This is a genomic window from Rhodococcus sp. Z13, assembly GCF_025837095.1.
Lineage (GTDB): Bacteria > Actinomycetota > Actinomycetes > Mycobacteriales > Mycobacteriaceae > Rhodococcus > Rhodococcus sacchari.
In genome coordinates this window covers 4,452,766-4,472,712 of sequence record NZ_CP107551.1, presented here as the reverse complement: position 1 = coordinate 4,472,712, position 19,947 = coordinate 4,452,766, and the positions used below count along the sequence as shown (strand labels likewise).

The window sequence follows — 19,947 nt, the reverse complement described above, 5'->3', positions numbered from 1 at the left end:
CGTGCGGGCTCACTCCCGGGGCAGCAGGGTGCCCAGCGGGCCGAGATCGATGTTGAGATCCTCGGGAGTGAGCCCGAAATGGTCGCGGAGTTCCTCCATCCGCTGCTCGAGCAGCATCAGGGTCGTCCCCACCCTCTCGATCTGCTCGTCGCTGAGATCACCCGCGTCGATCCGGTGCAGCGCCTGCCGTTCCATCAGCTGACGCAGCAGCTCCACCAGCGTGAGCACCAGCGTCACCAGGCCGCGCTCCACCGACTCGGGATCGGCGTCGATCCGCGACGGCAGGCGGGCGGGTTCGCTCATCGCCCGTTCCTCGTTCCGTCCGGGACCGGCACGTCGCCGGTGACCGAGAGGGTGCTGAGCGACGAGATCAAGGCACGCAACGAGATCCGCACCAGATCGACGTCGGCGATCGAGAGCGTGACGTCGCCGGTGACGACGACGCCGCCCGCGAGCACCCGGTCGAGCAGATCGATCAGGGCGATGCGCCGTTCCTCGTCGACGGACCCGTCGGCGTATCTCACGGCGCGATCCGTTCGGCGCCGGCGAAGGAGTAGGGCGGCCACGGACCAGTCAGCTCCACCCGGATCCCCGCGAACGACTTCCCCAGATCCTCGACCTCGGAACGGAACTCGTCCGCTGCCTCGTCGTCCACCAGGTAGCTCCCGTTGAGCAGCATCCACTCCGGGTTGCCGCTCAGGGCCGGATCGGTCGGTGGGTTGCGCCGACCTGCGGCGGCTCTGTGCAGCAACCGTTCGTGGATGTCGTCTGCGCGGGCGGCGGCCTCGCGTTCGACGCTCTCCCGTGCGGCCAGCTGGGCGCGACGGCGGAGCAGATAGGCCGTCCCGGAACCGCCGGCAGCGTCACCGGTGTTCGCGTCGGTGAGGGCCTCGGAGAGCGTCTTCCGGTCCGCGAACGCCTTGACCCCCCACTCGGTCCGGCCGGTGACCAGTGTCAGCGCCTCCGTGAACTCCCGCCGGTGCTGCATCAGGATCTCGTGGACGCGGTGCTCGTCGAGGCAGACGGTCGCGAGCCGCAGCGGGATCACGGGGATCCGCCGTCCCAGTGTCGACACGACGGCGTCGTGTGCGCGGGCGACCCGTTCGAGCCAGCCCAGGTCCTCGAGATTGCGGGTGAGGGCGTCCGCCCCGAACTCGGCCAGGGGAACCGTGCCGACCACCGCCGTCAGCCCGTCCTCCCCGATCACGCGGACCCGTTCGCCCGCAACGCCCGTCGCGGTGGACACGAGGTCGGCTGTGTGCCCGGCCTCGGTCACCGCGTACATCCAGATGCCGGTCGTGTCAGTCACGATCCTCCTCGTGCACGATCGCCTCCTCGACCGCCGGGGTGCGCTCCTGTTCGAGCTGCGCCAGGCGCTCCCGCAGCCTCCGGTTCTCGATTTCCAGATCCGACTGCGACTCCAGTTCGCGGTTGCGTGCCTTGCTGCTCAGCCACGGATCGCTCTCCCACCAGTCGATCCCGACGGACTTCGCCGTCTCGAGCGACGCGACGACGAGCCGGAGTTTGATGGTGAGCAGTTCGATGTCGAGCAGGTTCACCTGGATGTCACCGGCGATCACCAGTCCCTTGTCCAGGACGCGTTCGAGGATGTCACCGAGATTGGTCGACTGGTGCCCGCCGCCGTACGGCTGGGGCGACATGCTCCCGCTCCCGCCCACCACCGTCATGTGCCGGCCCTCGCTCCCCCGATGTCGCTGCTGCCGCGCCCGTAACGACGGGTCCGCCGGTAGGCCAGAAGGTTTCCCTCCATGTCGATCTCCACCTCGTACAGCGCGAGCATGTCCGCCGACGAGGGGATGCGCCGGTCCTCGACGACCTCGATCTCCACCGTCCAGCCGTCCTCGGTGGGTTCGACCGAGGTGACCCCCTGCGCGGTCTTCGAGGTCAGCTCCTCGAGATGCGCGAGGGCGGCCCGCCCGGCCTCGGATGCCGAGACCACGGGCGGCTCGCTGTTCTTCGCCACGGCGTCACTCCTTCCCGGCCTTCCCGGGAGAGTCCCCCGGGATCATCCGGTTCAGGACGGCCTGTTCCGCGGCCTGTTTCTCCTCCGGCGTGATCCTCCCGGCGCGTGCCGCCTCGTCGATCTCCTCGAGCTCACGGCGGATGGTTGCGGGGTCGTGGAGTTGCTGTTCCACCTGCTCCTGGATGACCTGCCCCAGCCACAGCACGCCCTTCACCGGAGCGAGCGGAAGGGTGAGCAGGGACGACACCAAGCCCATCGGTCAACCTCCCTCCCCCGGATCGGATTTCGTGATGAAGTCGTAGGCGGCCATCGGCCCGAGCAGATTCAGATCGACGCGGTTCTCCCACTCCTGTGCGAGTTCGCGCAGGGCGTCCTCGAGCCGGTCCTGCTCGTCGAGTTTCATCAGGACGGCGATGTGCACGGCGTCCTGCTCGTGGGTGGGTGGCCGTTCGTTGACCATCGGATCGAACGATTCGAGCGCCTCGACGGTGCGCCGGGTGTCCTCGGCACGTTTGGATTCGATCGTCGCGTTGATGATCTCGCCGAGCGCCATGCGCGCCTCGCGGGTGGCGTCCTCCGACTGTCCGCGGATCTGCTCGCGCAACTGCGCGGCATCGGTGTTCTCGTCGAGGATCTCCTGCAGGATCGTCCTCTCGACGTAGCGGCCCTTGACGACGAACTGTGCGAGCCCGTCGAGCTGCTCCAGCGCGGAGACCAGTTCCTCCTCGTGACCCTCGAGCAACTCGGAGGCCACCGCATCCCGGTCGGTCAGGACCGCACCGAATCTCAGGGGCAGGACCGGTGCGACCGTCACCGTCCCGTCGAGCAGTTCGGCGTGCGCCGTCAGGTCGTCGGGGGTACCGAGGGGGCGGTCGAGGGGGATCTCGCTGACGAGCGCCGCAACCCTGCCGCTGCGCACCACCGAGATCTCGGCCGGCGGCTCGCCGACACCGCGGGCATGGTCCTCCGGCTCGACGTCCGACGGAACGATGCCGTAGACGTACACGGCTGCATCCGAACCGGTGCCGGCGTCCGAGCCGGTTCCGTTCCCGTTCTGCTCCGTCCGATCCGTGGACATCTAGTCCTCCCTCCTGCGTGATCGGGGTGCGGCCTCGCGTTGCTGCTGCACCTCGCCGAGGAACTCGCTGACCTTCTCCCCGGCGGCCTCGATGGCGCCCTTCGTCTTGTGTCTTGCTCCGCCGGAGGTGATGTCGCCGACGAGGTCGGGCAGTCCCTTGGGTTCGTTGTCGGAGATCTCCAGCCGGTTCACGGCCTCGGCGAACCGTAGATAGGTGTCGACGCTCGCCACCACGACGCGGGCGTCGATGGTGAGCAGTTCGATGCCCACCAGCGACACGCGCACGAACGCGTCGATGACGAGACCCTTGTCGAGGATGGTGTCGATGACGTCGGCGAGCCCGGAGGAGTTCGGCCGGGCCATGCCCCCGCCTCCACCGCCGCCTCCGCCTCCGCCGGCGGGTTGGATGGTCATGAGCGGGATCCTCTCGAGCGGCCCGAGCGTGTGCCGGTGGTCTTCGTCGCGCGGGTCCGTTTCGTGGGCGCGCGTTTCCGGGGTGGTTCGGGTTCGTCCTCTTCGTCGTCCGGTTCCTCGCCGGACACCGCGTCCTCCTCATCGGGATACTCGTCCTCGAGGTCCTCCTCGTCCTGCAGATCCTCGTTCTCGGACGGTTCCTCCTCGTCGAAATCCTCGTCTTCGTCGTGGATCTCGCCTCCGTCGGTGTCGATATCCCGTTCCTCTTCCTTCCGCCGCGCGGTCTCGTCGTCCTCGACGACCTCGCTCTCGCGGATCTCGCCGTGCCAGCCGACGATGTCGTCGGGATGCAGTACGGCCTCGGTCATGGCGTAACGACGGAAGTGCTTGAGTTCCAGTCGTGCTCGCCGTCCCACTGCCCGCCACAGATTCGCGGTGCGCTCGAACAGGCCGCGGGGGTGGTATTCGAGGACCATGAGGATCCGGGTGAGGTCGGGAGTGAGTTCGTGGAAGGTCACCGCGCCGTCGATGTAACCCTTCCCGCCCTTGGACCGCCACACGATCCGTTCGAACGGCACCTGTTCGAGGATGGTGGACTCCCAGTTGCGGCGCGACCAGAACACCTTTCCGGTCCAGTGGAGTTTCTCGTCCTCCACCTGTTCGACCTGTTCGACCTTCTTCATGAACTTCGGCCAGTCGGCGAACCGGGTCCACAGGTCGTAGGCGAGGTCGATCGGCACGCCCACGTCGATGCTCTCGACGATGTTGGTGAGCTTGAGTTTCTTGCCCCCGCCGCCCTTGCCGCCGCCACCACCGGTGACGGCTTCCTTGACGTCCTGGAACTTGTCCTTCGCGGTCTCCTTCAGGTTCTGGAAGCCGGAGCTCGCCGCCGCCTTCAACGGCGACTCGCCCTGGGCGAGCCTGTCGACGCCGGTCAGGGCGCTCGCGAGGTTCCCACCCTTCCCGTCGGCGTAGTCCTGGAGTCGGCCCGCGGTTCCGGTGACCCGGTCGGAGACCTTGGACACCGCGGCCTGGGCGACCGTACCGGCCAGGCTCTGCAGGGAGTCGCGCAGGGGACTCGTGGCCGATCCCCCGAGACCGCCCGCGGCTCCCGTGGCTGCGCGGCCCGTTCCACCGGCGGCACGTCCGGCGGTCTTCCCGACCTTTCCGACCGTCTCCGTCACGTCGCCCGGGACGTCCTTCAGTGATCGCGCCATCGGTCTCACCTACCCGTGCGGCGCACCGGGGCGCGGCCGGAGGAGGTGGCCCGGGCGGCCCGCTTGCGGGGGGCGGGTGACGGCTCGTCCTCGTCCTCGTCCGGTTCGGCTTTCGCCTTGCTCCGGGAGGTTCGCGTCCGGGTGGGGGTGCTGCGGGTCGTGCGCCGACGGGCCGGGCGCTTCGGTTCGGATTCCTCCTCGACCTCGGCGTCCTGGATGCCCTGGTCCTCCTCGCCGGTGTCGTCGTCGTAGTCCTCGTCGCGTTCGCCGGGGGGTTCGTCGTAGTCGTCCTCGTACTCGACGTCCTCGGGTTCCTCCCGGCGTCCCGACCTCCTGCTCGTTCCACTGCCGGCCCGCTCCTGGAGGCGGTCGTTGAGGGCGTCGATGCGATGGCTCGCCGCGGTGACGGCGGCGGCGCGGGCCGCGTTCATCAGTTCTCCCCGAACGGATTCGGTGATTCTGCTGACCTCGGGAGACGAACCGAGCATCGAGGCGCTGCGCTGCAGGAGGTCCTGCGGAGAACTGGGTAGTTTGCCGGTGGCTCCGGCACCGGCGAGCATCAGGGCCAGTCGCATCTTCTTGGTGCGGCCGAGGAAATATCCGATGCCCACACCGAGGGCGACTCGTGCTCCGGGTTTCATCACCGTTCTCCTTCCGGAGGGGATGCGTCGTCGGCGCGAACGGGGTGGTGGCCGCGAGGGCGGGAGCGACGCGTGGTCCTTGTGATGTAGCCCACAGTACGTCATCCGAAACGTCGCCTCGGTGCTGTAGCGGAGGTTGCACGAAAAGGACCAAACAGTATGTTCCCGAACGGGATACGGGAGTATTCCAAAGAAGTCCCCTTGCGGGGGAGATCAGGGCAAAGCCCGGTTCAAACCTCGGTAACACGCATCCGTGCTTCCCGGCCCGGGGAGGTCACCGGTTCGGTCCGACCGGAGTGTCGATCCCACTGGCCCGCAACAGGAAAGCCGTTTCGGGACCGATGATCTCACCGACCAGCGTGAGGAACCGGTCGACGAAGCGGGGACCGTGCGCACCCTCGGTGGCGTCCTCCGGGTCCAGCGGATCGAGATGGTGCGCCAGTTCGTGAAGCACCACCATCTCCCGGAACGCCCACGCGGTGTTCGCGCGGTGCTCCGGCAGGGCGATCGTCGCGCTGTCGCGTTCGTAGTGCGCCGCGGCGTTCCCGGCACGCGCCCGCACCCGCACCCGGATCCGCGCGCGCTCCCAACGGGTGCGCACCCAGTCGAGGGTGAGCACGGCATCGACGTAGGCCTGCACCGACTCGATCGACGCGAACCGGCGCTCGATCGGGAGGGTCACGTGCGAACCGGCGACCTCCACGGTGCGCAGACCTCGCTCGTCGGCGCGGTCGAGCATCCGGCGCACGATCGATTCCGCTTCGTAGACAGCACTTTTCCGTATGTCCCGAATCCTGCTCATCGTTCCAGCCTCCTCGGTGACGCCGGCAACTCCGGTGCCGTCCCCAACCGTGCGGCCCGGGCGGCGCGGTCGCCCGCCCGCCGGGCGTCGACCGACCGCGCCGAATTCGTCCGGTTCCCCCGCCAGCTGCCGCGAGCCTGCGAGGTCCGGCGATAGAAGTCCTGTAGTTCCAGGCTCTTCCCGCGCAACGCGAGCGCGGTCCCCGGGGTCGAGACCTCCGCTTCGCGTTCGGTCTCCTGCTTGGCCTCCGACAGCCGCGCGCCGATCCTCGCCGCGAACGCCGACTGGAAGTTCAGCCGGGCCGTCACCGCCGCGACCGGCTTCCGGACCCGCGTGCGCACCCGCCGCCCGCCGCGCTCCTCGATCACGGTCTGCACCGTCGTCTCCGACCGGTAGGTGCCCTGCCGCAGATAGGCGTCGGACGCGCGCACCATCTGCACGAGCAGCGACGAGTACAACGCCTCGCACACGTCGATGTCGGAGGCGAACCCGTAGGCGTAGACGACGGTGGAGTTGGCGGTGATGTCGCACTGCACGTCGTTCGCCGCGGCGATGGCGAGGAACAACTGCGCGTAGGTCCGCAGCCCCTTCCGCCCCGCTTCCCCGATGGTGACCAGCCGCTGCACCGGCGTGGCCCGCCGCTCCCGCGCCTCGGTGTGGGCCCGGGCCATCGCCAGGTCGACGGACGCGGCGGTCGCGAGACGCTGGGCGGCGGCGAGATAGGCGTCGGCCTCGTGCTCGTTGTCGGTGGACTCCGCCTTCCTCAACAACCCGCCGATCCGGCTCAGCATCTTCTCCGAACTCACGTCGCGAGCGTAGAGCGTCCGGGGGACACCCACACCCATGGGAGGACGCGCGGACCGAAAGTGCTGCGCGAACGCACCCGAGTCACGAAGATCGTGGAAATGGACACTGCGGTCGATTTCGTCACCGACATCAACGACACGTTCTGGTATGCGGTGATCGCCCTGCTGATCGGTTCGGGCCTGTACTACACGGTGCGGTCCCGGTTCATCCAGATCCGCCTCGTGCCGGACATGCTGCGCTCGATCGTCGAGAAGCCCGAGGTCCAGCCCGACGGCACACCGGGGATCTCGGCGTTCCGGGCGTTCTCCGTCTCGGCCGCCTCCCGTGTGGGCACCGGCAACATCGCCGGTGTCGCCATCGCGATCAGCCTCGGCGGACCCGGCGCGGTGTTCTGGATGTGGGCGATGGCCCTGATCGGTGCGGCCACCGCCTTCCTCGAGTCCACCCTCGCGCAGCTGTACAAGGTGCGCGACGAGGACGGCGCCTTCCGTGGTGGCCCCGCCTACTACATGCAGTACGGACTGCGGAAACGCTGGATGGGGATGATCTTCGCGGTCATCATCACCGTCACCTACGGTTTCGTGTTCAACGCCGTGCAGACCAACTCCATCGTCGACGCGGTGGCCGGCTCCGTCGGCGAGAAGACCACCTTCCTGCAGATAGGGGTCGGTCTCGTCGTCGCGGTGCTCGTCGGAGCGGTGATCTTCGGTGGCATCCGCCGTATCTCGGCCGTCTCGCAGGTCGTCGTGCCGGTCATGGCCCTCGCCTATCTCGTCATCGGCGTGATCGTCGTCGTCCTCAACATCGACGAGGTCCCCACCATGTTCCGGCTCATCGTCGAGAACGCCTTCGGGCTCGAGGAGATCGTCGGCGGTGGTTTCGCGGCGGCGTTCATGAACGGCATCCGCCGCGGGTTGTTCTCCAACGAGGCCGGCATGGGTTCGGCACCCAACGCCGGCGCGACCGCCTCGGTCACCCACCCGGTGAAGCAGGGCCTGGTCCAGAGCCTCGGCGTCTACTTCGACACCCTGCTGGTCTGCTCCATCACCGCGTTCATCATCCTGCTGTCGGACCCCGAGTTCGGCAGCGGACTCGAAGGCGCGACGCTCACCCAGAACGCGCTGTCCTCCCAGCTGGGCGACTGGACCGTGCACTTCCTCGCCGTGCTGATCTTCTTCCTCGCGTTCACCTCGGTGATCGGCAACTACTACTACAGCGAATCCAACATGGAGTTCCTCACCGGTTCGCGCCGCATCCTCCCCTACCTACGGTCGGCGGTCGTGCTGTGCGTCTTCCTCGGCGCCATCGGCTCGGTGCCGCTGGTGTGGGCCCTGGCCGACCTCGCGATGGGAGTCATGGCCACCGTCAACCTCGTCGCGCTGGTCCCGCTGTCCGGCATCGCCTACGCGCTGTTCCACAACTACAGCGCGCAGCGCAAGCAGGGCCGCGATCCGGTCTTCCACGCCGGCGACGTCCCGGGCATCCGCGGGATCCAGGTGTGGAACGGCGACGACGTCACGCCGGTCGGGAACGAGTCGAGCGGGGCACGGTAGATTCTCCGGCGCACGAGCGTGTCCGCTTCGGAAAGGATCTGCGAGATGGCGTCGGTGACCTTCGACAAGGCCACGTGTCTGTTTCCCGGCTCGAGCACGCCCGCCGTGGACGCGCTGGACCTCGAGATCGAGGACGGGGAGTTCCTCGTCCTCGTCGGCCCCTCCGGCTGCGGCAAGTCCACCTCGCTGCGCATGCTCGCCGGCCTCGAGGAGGTGCACAGCGGACGCATCCTCATCGGGAACCAGGACGTCACCGGGCAGGACCCGAAGGAACGGGACATCGCGATGGTGTTCCAGAACTACGCGCTCTACCCGCACATGTCGGTCGCCGAGAACATGGGCTTCGCGCTCAAGCTCGCCAAGACCCCCAAGGACGAGATCCGGCAGCGGGTTCTCGAGGTCGCGAGGATGCTCGACCTCGAGCAGTTCCTCGACCGCAAGCCCAAGGCCCTGTCCGGCGGCCAGCGGCAGCGCGTCGCGATGGGCCGCGCCATCGTGCGGCAGCCGCAGGTCTTCCTCATGGACGAGCCGCTGTCCAATCTCGACGCCAAGCTCCGCGTGCAGACCCGCACCCAGATCGCGCAGCTGCAGCGCCGCCTCGGCACCACCACCGTCTACGTCACCCACGACCAGGTCGAGGCCATGACGATGGGCGACCGCGTGGCCGTGCTCGAGAAGGGCATCCTGCAGCAGTGCGCGTCGCCGCGTGAGCTCTACAACCGGCCCGCGAACATCTTCGTCGCCGGCTTCATGGGTTCACCCGCCATGAACCTGTTCCGCCTGCCGGTCTTCGACCGTGGCGCCATGATCGGCGACACGTACGTCCCGATCCCGCGCGACGTGCTCGGGCAGGTCACCGAGACCGAGGTCGTCCTCGGTATCCGCCCCGAACATCTCGAGATCTCGGCCGACGGTCTGGCGGTGGACGTCGACGTCGTCGAGGAACTCGGCTCCGAGGCGTACGTCTACGGACGCGCCGACGTCGGTGGCATCGTGCAGCAGATCGTCGCGCGTAGCGACTGGCGCAACCCGCCGCAGAAGGGCGACCGCCTGTACCTGCGCTTCGACCCCGAACACGTGCACGTCTTCGGCACCTCGGACGGCCGCCGCATCGGCTGACCGGCCCGCGGGAAACGGCCGAGTCGCCCGACACAGAACCGATCCAGGTCGGGCGGAATGCCGCCTTTTCCCCATGACGCGTGCCACAGTAGTGGCCGGTGCCGGTGGCCCGGAGTCACCGGCGAGAATTTTCCACCTCGAAACGGGGAGTTGTTGATGGTTCTGAATACGAAGGCGATGCGGAGGGCCGCGATCGCAGCGTCGGCTGCGGCTGCGCTCGTTCTCGCGGGTTGTTCGTCGGACGACGGTGGCAGCGACAGCACCACCACCGGCGACACCGCCTCCGCAGCCGGTGAGGGCCGCGGTCCGATCACGATCGTCGAGGGTCAGGATCCCCTGAACGCGGCGCTCGAGAGCATCATCGCCGACTGGAACGCCGAGCATCCCGACGAGCAGGTGACGTTCAAGCCGCTGGCCAAGGAGGCCAACGACCAGTACGACGACATCGCCCAGCGGATGCAGGCCAAGAGCGACGAGTACGACCTCATCGCCGTCGACGTCACCAACACCGCGGAGTTCGCCGCCAACGGCTGGCTCGTTCCGCTCGAGGGCGAGTACGCGATCGACACCGAGGGCCTGCTGCCCGCGACCGTCGAGTCGGGCACCTACAACGGCACCCTCTACGCGGCCCCGAAGAACACCAACGGCGCGTTCCTCTACTACCGCACCGACCTCGTCGACAAGGCCCCGGCCACCTGGGAGGAGCTGAAGGCCGAGTGCCCGAAGGCCGAGGAGGCGGGCATCGCCTGCTACATCGGTCAGTTCAAGAACTACGAGGGCCTGACGGTCAACGTCACCGAGATCGTCAACGCCTTCGGCGGCTCCTTCGTCGCCGAGGACGGTCTGACCCCCGCCATCGACGACAAGACGGCCGAGGGCCTGCAGTTCATCGTCGACGGTTTCGAGGACGGCATCATCCCGGCCGCCGCGCAGACCTACACCGAGGGTGAGTCGCAGACCGCCTTCGGCAACGGCGAGGCCCTGTTCCTGCGCACCTGGCCCGGCTTCTACACCGACGGCGAGTCCTCGTCGATCGCCGGCAACTACGGCATCGCCGTCCTGCCCGGCATCGACGGCCCGGGTGTGTCCACCCTCGGCGGCTACAACGTCGGCATCAGCGCGTTCTCGGACGCTCCGGCCACCGCGCGCGACTTCCTCGAGTTCATGCAGACCCGGCAGTCGCAGATGTACTACGCCGAGGCGGGCGGCGCCCCCGTCCTCGCCGAGGTCTACGACGACCCGGCGATCCTCGAGCAGTACCCCTACTTCTCGACGCTGAAGGAAGTTCTCGAGGCTGCGAAGCCGCGTCCGGCATCGCCGTACTACTCGGCCGTGTCGAAGGCGATCTCCGACAACGCCTACGCTGCCATCCGCGGAGAGAAGACCGTCCAGCAGGCGCTGGACGACACCAAGGCCGGCATCGAGACCGCCGGCAACTGATGCTCTAGGAGCAGTACATGGCAGACCCGCAGGTCGACAAGCCCGCGGATCCGTCACACGAACCCGCGGTCGGGACCGTCCCCGGTCCCGGCCGCGGACGTGTCGGCGGACGGCACCGCGCACCCGAACCACCCGCGGCCGCGACGAAGGAGCGGCGCAGGATCCCGGTGTGGATGTTCATCGCCCCGTCGATGCTCGTCCTCGCCGTCATCATCCTGTACCCGCTCGGGCGCGCGGTGTGGATGTCGCTGCACGGTGACGCGAAGAAGCTCGACCCCGAGACGGGCCGGTTCGTCACCGGCGGGTTCGTCGGGATCGAGAACTACACGCGGTGGATCACCCAGACCTGCGGTACCGCCACCGGCACCATCCCGTGCCCCCCGGGCACCCTCGGCTCCCAGTTCTGGCAGTCGATCTTCAACACCTTCTTCTTCACCGTCGTCACCGTCTCCCTCGAGACGGTGATCGGTTTCGGTATGGCACTCGTGATGGCCAAGTCGTTCCGCGGCCGCGGCCTGCTGCGGGCCTCGGTGCTCGTGCCCTGGGCCATCCCCACCGCCGTCACCGCGAAGCTGTGGTTCTTCATCTTCGCCAACGACGGCATCGCCAACAAGCTCCTCGGCACCGACTTCCTGTGGACCGCCGATCCGTGGCCCGCCCGCTTCGCGATCATCGTCGCGGACGTGTGGAAGACGGCCCCGTTCATGGCGTTGCTCATCCTCGCCGGCCTGCAGATGATCCCCCAGGACGTCTACGAGGCTGCGAAGGTCGACGGCGCCAACGCCTGGCAGCGGTTCACACAGATCACGTTGCCCCTGGTCAAGCCCGCCCTCATGGTCGCGATCCTGTTCCGCACCATGGACGCGCTGCGCATGTACGACCTGCCCGCCATCATGATGGGCTCCAACCCGGCGACGTCGACGATCTCCGTGCTCGTCGTCGATCAGATGCGCCAGGGCGCCAACTCGGCGTCGGCCCTGTCGACGATCACGTTCCTCATCATCTTCGCGGTCGCGTTCGTGCTGGTCCGGTTCCTCGGCGCCAACGCCGTGAACACACAGGAGAAGCAGCGGAAGGGGGAGATCGCATGACCGCCACCGCCGAGGCGCCCCGCACCGAGCCGGAGGAGGTGCCCGTCCGGAAGGTGCCCCTGCGCCGCCGGCTGCGCGGATTCGGCACCTATCTGGGTGTCGCACTGATCGTGATCTGGGGCCTGGCGCCCTGCTACTGGATGATCGTCACCGCGCTGCGGGACCCGTCCGAGACGTTCAGCACCACCCTGTGGCCGTCGAACCCGACCCTGCAGAACTTCGCCGAGGCGCTCGACCCCGACGCCAAGGTCAACTTCTCCCGCGCACTGCTCAACAGCGTCATCATCGCCGGCGCCACCACCGCGGTCGCGCTGCTGCTGGGGGTGTTCACCGCCTACGCGCTGTCGCGGTTCGACTTCCGCGGCAAGTACTTCGTCACCGGCATCATCCTCGGCGCGTCGATGTTCCCCGTCGTCGCGCTCGTGACGCCGCTGTTCCAGCTGTTCACCGACATCGGCTGGATCGGCAGCTACCAGGCGCTGATCATCCCGAACATCTCGTTCGTGCTGCCGCTGACGGTGTACACGCTGACCTCGTTCTTCTCCGACCTGCCGTGGGAACTCGAGGAGGCCGCCCGCATGGACGGCGCGACCCGCGGCCAGGCCTTCCGCATGATCATGCTGCCGCTCGCGGCACCCGCCCTGTTCACCACGGCGATCCTCGCGTTCATCGCGACCGTCAACGAGTACCTGCTGATGTCGCAACTGTCGAGTGAGCGCACCGCCCCGGTGACCGTCGCGATGGCCCGCTTCACCGGTACCGACCCGTACGTCACCCCGTACGCGTCGATCATGGCCGGCGGCACCCTCGTGATGGTGCCGCTCGTGGTGATGGTGCTGATCTTCCAGCGCCGCATCATCTCCGGTCTGACCGCGGGCGGCGTCAAGTCGTGAGGAAGGTTCCGCGGCGGAACCGGCTGGAGATGCTCCTCGGGTTCCTCACCGTGTTCACCGTGATGGCGCTGATCGGAGCCGTCGCGGAACTGACCTCCCCGCAGCCCGGGATCGTGCCGTCGCTGGTGTTGCTCGCGTTCGTCGCGGCCTGGGGTTTCGCGTTCCGTGCCTGGCGGCGCGCGGGCCGGTGACCCCCTCCCCCACCGAGCGTCGGCGGTGAGGGAGCCGGGTAGTCGGATCCGTACCATACGGTGGGCGGGACGTCGTCCTGCCGAAGGCCGAGCACGGAGAAAGTGGTACGAGTGAGCAGCCCGAAGAGACCGACGAGGTCGACGTCCGCGCGGGGTACGGGAACCCCCCGGACGCGGGGGCAGGCGTCCTCGAAGACCACGAAGTCGCAGGCAGCCGGGGCTGCGAAGAAGACACAGGCAGCCGGGACTGCGAAGAGGTCCCGCAGTGCCGGAACGGCGGGGACGCGGAGTGCGGGAACCACGCGGAAGCGCAGCGCAGGGACGGCACGGAAGCGCAGCGCAAGGACGGCACGGAAGCGCAGTCTCGGCGCGGCCGCGGGACCACGCAACGCGCAGGCCCTGAAGAAGCGCCGCATGCAGGTCGCTCGCCGCATCGCGTTCGTCGTGTTCGTGCTCGCGGTGCTCGTGCCGGCCGGTCTCTTCGCCATCGCGTACTCGTCCACCGAGGTGCCGCAGCCCTCGGACATGAAGACGAACCAGCTCGCCCGGATCTACGCCGCCGACGACGTCACCGAGATCACCCGCGTCGTGCCGCCCCAGGGCAACCGTCTCGAGATCGGACTCGAGGAGGTGCCCGTGCACGTCCGCAACGCCGTGCTGTCCGCGGAGGACCGCAACTTCTACAGCAATCCCGGTTTCTCGATCACCGGTTTCGCCCGCGCGGCCCGCGACAACATCCTGGGCAAGGAATCCGCCGGTGGTGGTTCCACCATCACCCAGCAGTACGTCAAGAACGTCCTCGTCGGCTCCGAACGCACTGTCGAGCGCAAGATGCGCGAGCTCGTCATCTCCACCAAGATGGCGCGCGAGTGGACGAAGGACGAGATCCTCGAGGCCTATCTCAACACCATCTACTTCGGTCGCGGCGCGTACGGCATCGCCTCCGCGTCGCAGGCGTACTTCGGCAAGCCCGTGGGGGAACTGACGGTCGCCGAGGGTGCCGTACTGGCCGGGGTGATCCAGACCCCCTCCTCGCTCGACCCCGAGTACAACCGGCCCGGTATAGAGGAGCGGTGGAACTACGTGCTCGACGGCATGGTCGCCATCGACGCACTCGACGGGACGGAACGGGCCGGCCTGGTCTTCCCCGAGACCGTGCCGTCCAACGCCTTCTCGCCGCCCGTCGAGAATCCCGGCCCGGAGGGGCTTATCCGCACCCAGGTGCTGCGCGAGCTGTCCGCCGCGGGCATCGACGAGCAGGCGATCAACACCGAGGGCCTGCACATCACCACCACCATCGACCCGGTGGCGCAACAGGCCGCCGTCGACGCCGCCCGCAACAACCTCGCGGGCGAACCCCCGGAATTGCGGACCGCGATCGTGTCCGTCGACCCGCGCTCGGGGGCGGTGCGCGCCTACTACGGCGGTGAGGACGGCGCCGGATACGACTTCGCGCAGGCCCCGCTGCAGACCGGCTCGTCGTTCAAGGTGTTCGGTCTGCTCGCCGCCCTCGACGAGGGCATCGGCCTGGGTGCCCGCTTCGACAGCTCTCCCCTCACCGTGGGCAACGTCCGCATCGGCAACGTCGAGGGCGAGTCGTGCGGGCGGTGCACCATCGCCGAGGCGCTCAAGCGGTCGCTGAACACGAGCTTCTACCGGCTCATGATGTCGATGACGAACGGGCCGCAGAAGATCGCCGACGCCGCGCACGCCGCGGGCATCCCCGAGACGATCCCCGGGGTCGAGGGCAGGACGCTCAGCGAGAACGGTGGTCCGCCCGAGGGCGGCATCGTCCTCGGCCAGTACCTGTCGCGGGTGATCGACATGGCCTCCGCCTACGGGACGATCGCCGCGTCGGGCGTCTACCACGAGCCGTACTTCGTGCAGAAGGTCGTCACCGGCGACGGGGTGGTCCTGCTCGACCGTCCCGCCTCACCCGGTGAGCAGCGGTTCGACGCGGCGGTCGCCGACAACGCCACCCAGGCCATGCTGCCGATCCCGGCGTACTCGCGGGGGCACGCACTCGCGGACGGCCGCCCGGCGGCGGCGAAGACCGGCACCACCCAGCTCGGCGACACCGGCCAGAACAAGGACGCCTGGATGGTCGGCTACACCCCGTCGCTGTCGACCGCGGTGTGGGTCGGTACCCCCGACGGCAGCGCGATCACCAACAGCTGGGGCGGCCCGATCTACGGTTCGGGTCTGCCTTCGGACATCTGGAAGAGCACCATGGACGGGGCGCTCGCAGGCACCCCGGTCGAGGACTTCCCGTGGCCCGAGCCGATCGGCGGTCAGGCCGGTGTGCCGGCGGACGCCGGGATCACCACCCCGACCGAGACTCCCCCGCCGGCCTTCCAGCTGCCCGACCTGTCGAACCTGCCGCCGATCACGATTCCGGTGCCGCCGGTGGACCTGCCCATCCAGGTGCCCTCGCAGATCGAGGTGTTCCCCGGCATCACGATCCAGATACCGGGTCGCTGAGAGAATCCGGGTCGCCGAGAACGGCGGGCAGCAGCCCGGCCGCGTAGTCGACGATCTCCTCGACGCTCGGATCGCGGTCGCGGAAGCGGTCGACCGCCAGGGACTCCACCAGCGCCCACCACGCGCGCAGCCGCAGCCGGGTGCGCGGGGCGTCGTCGCATCCCAGTGCCGTGACGACCCGCTCGACCATGGTGTCGCGCATCGAGTCGTGGATGGCGCGGATCTGCGGGTCGGCGCCGAACCCGCCGTGGAAGAACGCCTGGTAGTTGTCGCCGTGCCGGTCGACGAACGACACGAACGCCTGCAGCACCGCGCGCAGCGGATCGGGATCGTCCGGATCGGGAGTCGCTGCGCGCAGCAACCGGCGTGAGGCGGCGCCGACGACGGCGACGTAGAAGTCCTGCTTCGTGGGGAAGTAGCGGAACAGCAGACCGCGGGAGATGCCGGCGATCTCGGCGACCCGGTCCACGGACAGTGCGTGGATGGGCCGGGCCGCGAGTTCCTGCAGCCCGATCGCCACGAGCTGACGGCGACGTTCCTCCGGGGGCAGGCGCCGTCGTCCCGAGGGCTCTTGTCGCGGGGTGCTCACACCGCTAGCCTAACTGAGCATCGCTCAGTTACGGCCGCCCGACCGAGCCTCTCGGTCGCAGTCGACGGAAGGCATCCGATGGATTTCGCACAGTCCGAGCGCAGTCGCGACTATCTCGAACGGCTCCGAGCCTTCATCGCCACCGAGGTCGCCCCCGTGGAGGAGAGGCTCCGCGCCGCATACCGCGAGGCGGGTGCGGGCCGCCGCGACGTCGGTGCCGACGAGAGATGGGCCGTCTCCCCCGAATTCCGTGAACTGCAACGCAAGGCGCGCGACCAGGGCCTGTGGAACCTCTTCCTGCCCGACCCGGAACTCGGCGCGGGCTTGTCCAACGTCGAGTACGCGCCGCTGGCCGAGGAGATGGGCCGCTCGCAGTTCGCCTCCGCCGTGTTCAACTGCGACGCTCCCGACACCGGCAACATGGAGGTCCTCTACCACTACGGCAGCGAGGCGCAGAAGGAACAGTGGCTGCGGCCGCTCCTCGACGGCGAGATCCGCTCGGCGTTCTGCATGACCGAACCCGAGGTCGCCTCCTCCGACGCGACGAACATGGCCGCGACCGCCGTCGTCGACGGCGACGAGATCGTGCTCAACGGCCGCAAGTGGTGGAGCACCGGTGTCGGGCATCCCGACTGCAAGGTGCTGATCTTCATGGGCCTGACCGATCCGGAAGCGCACAAGTACCAACGCCATTCGATGGTGCTCGTCCCCATCGACACACCCGGCGTGAAGGTCGAGCGGATGCTGCCGACCATGGGCTTCTTCGACGAGCCCGGTGGCCACGGTGAGGTGTCCTTCACGAACGTCCGCCTCCCCATCGACGCCGTCATCGCCGGTCCCGGAAGGGGATTCGAGATCGCTCAGGGCCGGCTCGGACCGGGACGCATCCACCACTGCATGCGGCTCGTCGGGCTCGCCGAGAACACCCTCGAACTCGCCTGCCGCCGTGGGCTTTCCCGCACCGCCTTCGGCAAGCGGCTCATCGACCTCGGTGGCAACCGCGAACGCGTCGCCGACGCCCGTATCGCCATCAACCAGCTGCGCCTGCTCGTCCTGCACGCCGCCTGGCTGCTCGACACCCAGGGGCTCGCCGGTGCCCGGTCGGCGGTCTCCGAGATCAAGGTCGTCGCACCGCGCGTCGTGCAGCAGATCGTCGACTTCGCTATCCAGATCCACGGCGGTGGAGGGCTGTCCGACGACTTCCCCCTGGCCGGTGCCTGGACGGCCGCCCGCGCGCTGCGGCTGGCCGACGGGCCCGACGAGGTGCACCAGGGTCTCGTCGCCCGCTTCGAGCTCGGCAAGTACGCCTGAGGAAAGGGGGATCCCACGGTGACGGCTCTGCCCGACAATGCCCGCGCGGTCCGCGACGAGGACGCCTTCGACGTCGAGGCGGTCGCGACCTGGCTGGCCGACCACGCCGGTGTCGCCGGTGTGCCGGAGGTACGCCAGTTCTCCGGTGGCGCATCGAATCTGACATACCTGCTGCGCTATCCGGACCGCGATCTGGTCCTGCGTCGCCCTCCAGCCGGCGCGAAACCGTCCTCCGGGCACGACATGGCGCGCGAGTACCGCATCCAGTCGATGCTCGCCCCGGTCTACCCCTACGTGCCGAGGATGGTCGGGCTGTGCACCGACCACGCCGTGCTCGGCAGTGACTTCTACGTCATGGAACGGGTTCCCGGCACCATCCTGCGCGCGAATCCGCCGACGCAGCTCGACCTGAGCGCGGAGGACACGCGCACCCTGTGCCTGCGGATCGTCGACCTGCTCGTCGAACTGCACGGCATCGACCCGCAGGAGGCCGGGCTGTCCGAACTCGGCCGCGGCTCCGGTTACGTCGCCCGGCAGGTCGCGGGATGGACCTCCCGCTACGAGAAGGCGCGCACCGACAACGTGCCCGACTTCACCCGCGTCACCGCCTGGCTGGCGGAACGACAGCCGCAGGACGTCGCGCAGCGGGTGATCCACGGCGACTTCCGGCTCGACAACATCGTTCTCGACGAACACGATCCGCTGAAGCCCGTCGCCGTCCTGGACTGGGAACTGGCGACCATCGGCGACCCGCTGATGGACCTGGGCTCGTCGCTCGCCTACTGGGTGCAGGCCGACGACGAACCGATGATGCTGCTCACCAAGCGTCAGCCGTCGGATCTTCCCGGCATGCTCACCCGCGACGAGATCGTCGCCCGCTACGCCGAGAAGACCGGTCTGCCCGTGGGTGACTGGGGTTTCTACGAGGTCTTCGGTCTGTTCCGCCTCGCGGTGATCGCGCAGCAGATCTACTACCGCTACCATCACGGGCACACCACCAATCCCGCCTTCAAGGACTTCTGGGTGGTGGTCGGATATCTCGAATCCCGTTGCCTCGCAATGATCGACCGACACGACAAGGAGAGCTGATGAGTCGGCCGGAACGACGCAACATCCTCATCACCGGTGCCAGTTCGGGGCTCGGTGCCGGCATGGCACGCGAATTCGCTGCGCGGGGAAGAAATCTCGCTCTCGCCGCCCGTCGCGTCGACCGTCTCGAGGAGCTCCGCGAGGAACTGCTCGCCGCCCATCCCGGCATCACCGTCGCCGTCCGTGCGCTGGACGTGAACCGGCACGACGACGTGTTCACCGTCTTCCGTGAGTTCGACGAGGAGCTGGGCGGACTCGACCGGGTGATCGTCAACGCCGGTCTGGGCAAGGGACAACCCTTGGGTACGGGCTACTTCCGCGCCAACGTCCAGACCGCGAACACCAACTTCCTCGGCGCGCTCGCACAGAGCGAGGCGGCACTGGAGCTGATGCGGCCCCGCGGCCGCGGGCACGTCGTGCTCATCTCGTCGATGAGCGCGCTGCGCGGCATGCCGAGGAACATGACGACCTACGCGGCGTCGAAGGCCGCCGTCGCCTCGCTGGGCGAGGGCATGCGCGCCGACCTCGCCGGCACGGACATCCGGGTCAGCACAGTCTTCCCCGGCTACATCCGCTCGGAGATCAACGAGAAGGTGAAGAAGGTGCCGTTCATCGTCGACACCGAGACCGGATGCCGCGCACTGGCCGCCGCGATCGAGAAGGAACCCGCCAAGGCGTACGTGCCGTCCTGGCCGTGGATCCCGCTGGCCTACGCGATGAAGGTGCTGCCGCTGGCGGTCGTGCGGCGCATGGCCTGAGCCCACGTCACGGCACGTCGGGTCACAGCAGGGCGTCGGCGGTCACCGCGAGCAGCGCCACCAGTGCGATCACCTTCACGAGTTCGAGTGCGACGTACACGTAGTGGGCGTTCGAACGGGGTAGGTCGGTGCCGGCCTCCAGCACCCGGTCCGACCGCTTCGTCAGCACCGGCCGCACCCCGGCTACCTGGACCACCAGCACGACGGTGACGATCCCGAGCAGCCACCACATCGCCGTGGCCGGGGCGGCCGGGGCGGCGAGGGCGGCGATCCACAGCACCACGAGGACCACGGCTTCGAGGATGTTGAGGGCACGGAACACCAGACGGCCGATACCCAGGCCGAGGGGGACGGTGATGCCGGGCGCGCGGAACTTCAGCGGCGCCTCGAGGAACGAGATCGCGACCACCGCGCCGAGCCAGAACGCGGGTGCGAGCAGCTGCAGAGCCGTCCACCAGGTGGCCACGAGAACTCCTTCTCCCCTGTGTC

Annotated in this window: 24 protein-coding genes; 10 read left to right on the top strand and 14 right to left on the bottom strand. The window is 68.5% G+C overall.

Features of this window, described 5'->3' with window-relative positions:
• Positions 1-9: 9 nt before the first annotated feature.
• From OED52_RS20470 to OED52_RS20415, 12 genes are all read right to left on the bottom strand, one after another.
• Positions 10-303 carry a gas vesicle protein K gene (locus OED52_RS20470; protein WP_264152644.1) on the bottom strand — a complete coding sequence of 98 codons (294 nt, stop codon included), beginning with the start codon at positions 301-303 and terminating at the stop codon, positions 10-12.
• Complete coding sequence (locus OED52_RS20465) at positions 300-524, bottom strand: gas vesicle protein (RefSeq protein ID WP_264152643.1); 225 nt, start codon at positions 522-524, stop codon at positions 300-302. Before OED52_RS20465 ends, OED52_RS20470 begins: the two co-directional genes overlap by 4 nt.
• The gene (locus tag OED52_RS20460) at positions 521-1,309 is read right to left on the bottom strand and encodes a GvpL/GvpF family gas vesicle protein (RefSeq protein ID WP_264152642.1); all 789 of its coding nucleotides are present in this window, start codon (positions 1,307-1,309) and stop codon (positions 521-523) included. Before OED52_RS20460 ends, OED52_RS20465 begins: the two co-directional genes overlap by 4 nt.
• Positions 1,302-1,688 (bottom strand): gas vesicle protein GvpJ, encoded by a 387-nt coding sequence (gene gvpJ, locus OED52_RS20455; protein ID WP_264152641.1) that lies wholly within the window; start codon positions 1,686-1,688, stop codon positions 1,302-1,304. Before gvpJ (OED52_RS20455) ends, OED52_RS20460 begins: the two co-directional genes overlap by 8 nt.
• Positions 1,685-1,984 (bottom strand): gas vesicle protein, encoded by a 300-nt coding sequence (gene gvpO, locus OED52_RS20450; protein WP_264152640.1) that lies wholly within the window; start codon positions 1,982-1,984, stop codon positions 1,685-1,687. Before gvpO ends, gvpJ (OED52_RS20455) begins: the two co-directional genes overlap by 4 nt.
• 4 nt (positions 1,985-1,988) lie before the next feature.
• On the bottom strand, positions 1,989-2,240 hold the full coding sequence (locus OED52_RS20445) for a gas vesicle protein GvpG (RefSeq protein WP_264152639.1): 252 nt from the start codon (positions 2,238-2,240) through the stop codon (positions 1,989-1,991).
• Between the two features lie 3 nt (positions 2,241-2,243).
• Positions 2,244-3,062, bottom strand: coding sequence for a GvpL/GvpF family gas vesicle protein (locus OED52_RS20440; protein WP_264152638.1), 819 nt, complete (start codon positions 3,060-3,062; stop codon positions 2,244-2,246).
• Complete coding sequence (gene gvpJ / locus OED52_RS20435; protein WP_264152637.1) at positions 3,063-3,476, bottom strand: gas vesicle protein GvpJ; 414 nt, start codon at positions 3,474-3,476, stop codon at positions 3,063-3,065.
• Positions 3,473-4,693: an SRPBCC family protein gene (locus tag OED52_RS20430; protein WP_264152636.1), complete on the bottom strand. Its 1,221-nt coding sequence runs from the start codon at positions 4,691-4,693 to the stop codon at positions 3,473-3,475. The genes gvpJ (OED52_RS20435) and OED52_RS20430 overlap by 4 nt, the downstream gene beginning before the upstream one ends.
• 5 nt (positions 4,694-4,698) lie before the next feature.
• Positions 4,699-5,334 (bottom strand): hypothetical protein, encoded by a 636-nt coding sequence (locus OED52_RS20425; protein WP_264152635.1) that lies wholly within the window; start codon positions 5,332-5,334, stop codon positions 4,699-4,701.
• Between the two features lie 274 nt (positions 5,335-5,608).
• Complete coding sequence (locus OED52_RS20420) at positions 5,609-6,136, bottom strand: TIGR04338 family metallohydrolase (protein WP_264152634.1); 528 nt, start codon at positions 6,134-6,136, stop codon at positions 5,609-5,611.
• A complete protein-coding gene (locus OED52_RS20415) occupies positions 6,133-6,942 on the bottom strand; it encodes a DUF2786 domain-containing protein (protein ID WP_264152633.1) in 810 nt (269 codons plus the stop codon). The genes OED52_RS20420 and OED52_RS20415 overlap by 4 nt, the downstream gene beginning before the upstream one ends.
• A 99-nt stretch (positions 6,943-7,041) precedes the next feature.
• On the opposite strand from OED52_RS20415, the gene OED52_RS20410 reads away from it, so the two are divergent.
• The 7 genes from OED52_RS20410 (at position 7,042) to OED52_RS20380 (ending at position 15,711) form a co-directional block, all read left to right on the top strand.
• Positions 7,042-8,496 carry an alanine/glycine:cation symporter family protein gene (locus OED52_RS20410; protein WP_264152632.1) on the top strand — a complete coding sequence of 485 codons (1,455 nt, stop codon included), beginning with the start codon at positions 7,042-7,044 and terminating at the stop codon, positions 8,494-8,496.
• Between the two features lie 45 nt (positions 8,497-8,541).
• Positions 8,542-9,615 (top strand): ABC transporter ATP-binding protein, encoded by a 1,074-nt coding sequence (locus tag OED52_RS20405; RefSeq protein ID WP_264152631.1) that lies wholly within the window; start codon positions 8,542-8,544, stop codon positions 9,613-9,615.
• 156 nt (positions 9,616-9,771) lie between these two features.
• Positions 9,772-11,055, top strand: coding sequence for an ABC transporter substrate-binding protein (locus OED52_RS20400; RefSeq protein ID WP_264152630.1), 1,284 nt, complete (start codon positions 9,772-9,774; stop codon positions 11,053-11,055).
• 17 nt (positions 11,056-11,072) lie between these two features.
• Complete coding sequence (locus OED52_RS20395) at positions 11,073-12,146, top strand: carbohydrate ABC transporter permease (protein ID WP_264152629.1); 1,074 nt, start codon at positions 11,073-11,075, stop codon at positions 12,144-12,146.
• The gene (locus OED52_RS20390; RefSeq protein WP_264152628.1) at positions 12,143-13,039 is read left to right on the top strand and encodes a carbohydrate ABC transporter permease; all 897 of its coding nucleotides are present in this window, start codon (positions 12,143-12,145) and stop codon (positions 13,037-13,039) included. The genes OED52_RS20395 and OED52_RS20390 overlap by 4 nt, the downstream gene beginning before the upstream one ends.
• Positions 13,036-13,230 carry a hypothetical protein gene (locus OED52_RS20385; RefSeq protein WP_264152627.1) on the top strand — a complete coding sequence of 65 codons (195 nt, stop codon included), beginning with the start codon at positions 13,036-13,038 and terminating at the stop codon, positions 13,228-13,230. The genes OED52_RS20390 and OED52_RS20385 overlap by 4 nt, the downstream gene beginning before the upstream one ends.
• Before the next feature lie 399 nt (positions 13,231-13,629).
• Positions 13,630-15,711, top strand: a complete 2,082-nt coding sequence (locus OED52_RS20380; RefSeq protein ID WP_413247776.1) for a transglycosylase domain-containing protein — start codon at positions 13,630-13,632, stop codon at positions 15,709-15,711.
• On the opposite strand, the gene OED52_RS20375 is transcribed toward OED52_RS20380, so the two are convergent.
• A complete protein-coding gene (locus tag OED52_RS20375) occupies positions 15,686-16,300 on the bottom strand; it encodes a TetR/AcrR family transcriptional regulator (protein WP_264152625.1) in 615 nt (204 codons plus the stop codon). The two genes, OED52_RS20380 and OED52_RS20375, sit on opposite strands and share 26 nt — an antisense overlap.
• Positions 16,301-16,378: 78 nt before the next feature.
• Here OED52_RS20375 and OED52_RS20370 point away from each other — a divergent pair, with 78 nt between their 5' ends.
• The 3 genes from OED52_RS20370 to OED52_RS20360 are packed head-to-tail and all read left to right on the top strand — an operon-like array spanning position 16,379 to position 19,458.
• Positions 16,379-17,611, top strand: coding sequence for an acyl-CoA dehydrogenase family protein (locus OED52_RS20370; RefSeq protein WP_264152624.1), 1,233 nt, complete (start codon positions 16,379-16,381; stop codon positions 17,609-17,611).
• An 18-nt stretch (positions 17,612-17,629) separates the two neighbouring features.
• Positions 17,630-18,700 carry a phosphotransferase family protein gene (locus OED52_RS20365; protein ID WP_264152623.1) on the top strand — a complete coding sequence of 357 codons (1,071 nt, stop codon included), beginning with the start codon at positions 17,630-17,632 and terminating at the stop codon, positions 18,698-18,700.
• Positions 18,700-19,458: an SDR family oxidoreductase gene (locus OED52_RS20360; protein ID WP_264152622.1), complete on the top strand. Its 759-nt coding sequence runs from the start codon at positions 18,700-18,702 to the stop codon at positions 19,456-19,458. The genes OED52_RS20365 and OED52_RS20360 overlap by 1 nt, the downstream gene beginning before the upstream one ends.
• A 22-nt stretch (positions 19,459-19,480) precedes the next feature.
• Here the strand turns inward: OED52_RS20360 and OED52_RS20355 are convergent, their stop codons facing one another.
• On the bottom strand, positions 19,481-19,924 hold the full coding sequence (locus OED52_RS20355; protein WP_264152621.1) for a hypothetical protein: 444 nt from the start codon (positions 19,922-19,924) through the stop codon (positions 19,481-19,483).
• Between the last annotated feature and the right edge of the window lie 23 nt (positions 19,925-19,947).

Coding starts and splice junctions, on each gene's coding strand:
- OED52_RS20430 (WP_264152636.1), bottom strand. CDS start 4,693: ATGGCGCGATCACTGAAGGACGTCCCGGGCGACGTGACGGAGACGGTC.
- OED52_RS20425 (WP_264152635.1), bottom strand. CDS start 5,334: ATGAAACCCGGAGCACGAGTCGCCCTCGGTGTGGGCATCGGATATTTC.
- OED52_RS20420 (WP_264152634.1), bottom strand. CDS start 6,136: ATGAGCAGGATTCGGGACATACGGAAAAGTGCTGTCTACGAAGCGGAA.
- OED52_RS20400 (WP_264152630.1), top strand. CDS start 9,772: ATGGTTCTGAATACGAAGGCGATGCGGAGGGCCGCGATCGCAGCGTCG.
- OED52_RS20470 (WP_264152644.1), bottom strand. CDS start 303: ATGAGCGAACCCGCCCGCCTGCCGTCGCGGATCGACGCCGATCCCGAG.
- OED52_RS20395 (WP_264152629.1), top strand. CDS start 11,073: ATGGCAGACCCGCAGGTCGACAAGCCCGCGGATCCGTCACACGAACCC.
- OED52_RS20410 (WP_264152632.1), top strand. CDS start 7,042: ATGGACACTGCGGTCGATTTCGTCACCGACATCAACGACACGTTCTGG.
- OED52_RS20360 (WP_264152622.1), top strand. CDS start 18,700: ATGAGTCGGCCGGAACGACGCAACATCCTCATCACCGGTGCCAGTTCG.
- OED52_RS20445 (WP_264152639.1), bottom strand. CDS start 2,240: ATGGGCTTGGTGTCGTCCCTGCTCACCCTTCCGCTCGCTCCGGTGAAG.
- OED52_RS20405 (WP_264152631.1), top strand. CDS start 8,542: ATGGCGTCGGTGACCTTCGACAAGGCCACGTGTCTGTTTCCCGGCTCG.
- gvpJ (WP_264152641.1), bottom strand. CDS start 1,688: ATGACGGTGGTGGGCGGGAGCGGGAGCATGTCGCCCCAGCCGTACGGC.
- OED52_RS20390 (WP_264152628.1), top strand. CDS start 12,143: ATGACCGCCACCGCCGAGGCGCCCCGCACCGAGCCGGAGGAGGTGCCC.
- OED52_RS20440 (WP_264152638.1), bottom strand. CDS start 3,062: ATGTCCACGGATCGGACGGAGCAGAACGGGAACGGAACCGGCTCGGAC.
- gvpJ (WP_264152637.1), bottom strand. CDS start 3,476: ATGACCATCCAACCCGCCGGCGGAGGCGGAGGCGGCGGTGGAGGCGGG.
- OED52_RS20370 (WP_264152624.1), top strand. CDS start 16,379: ATGGATTTCGCACAGTCCGAGCGCAGTCGCGACTATCTCGAACGGCTC.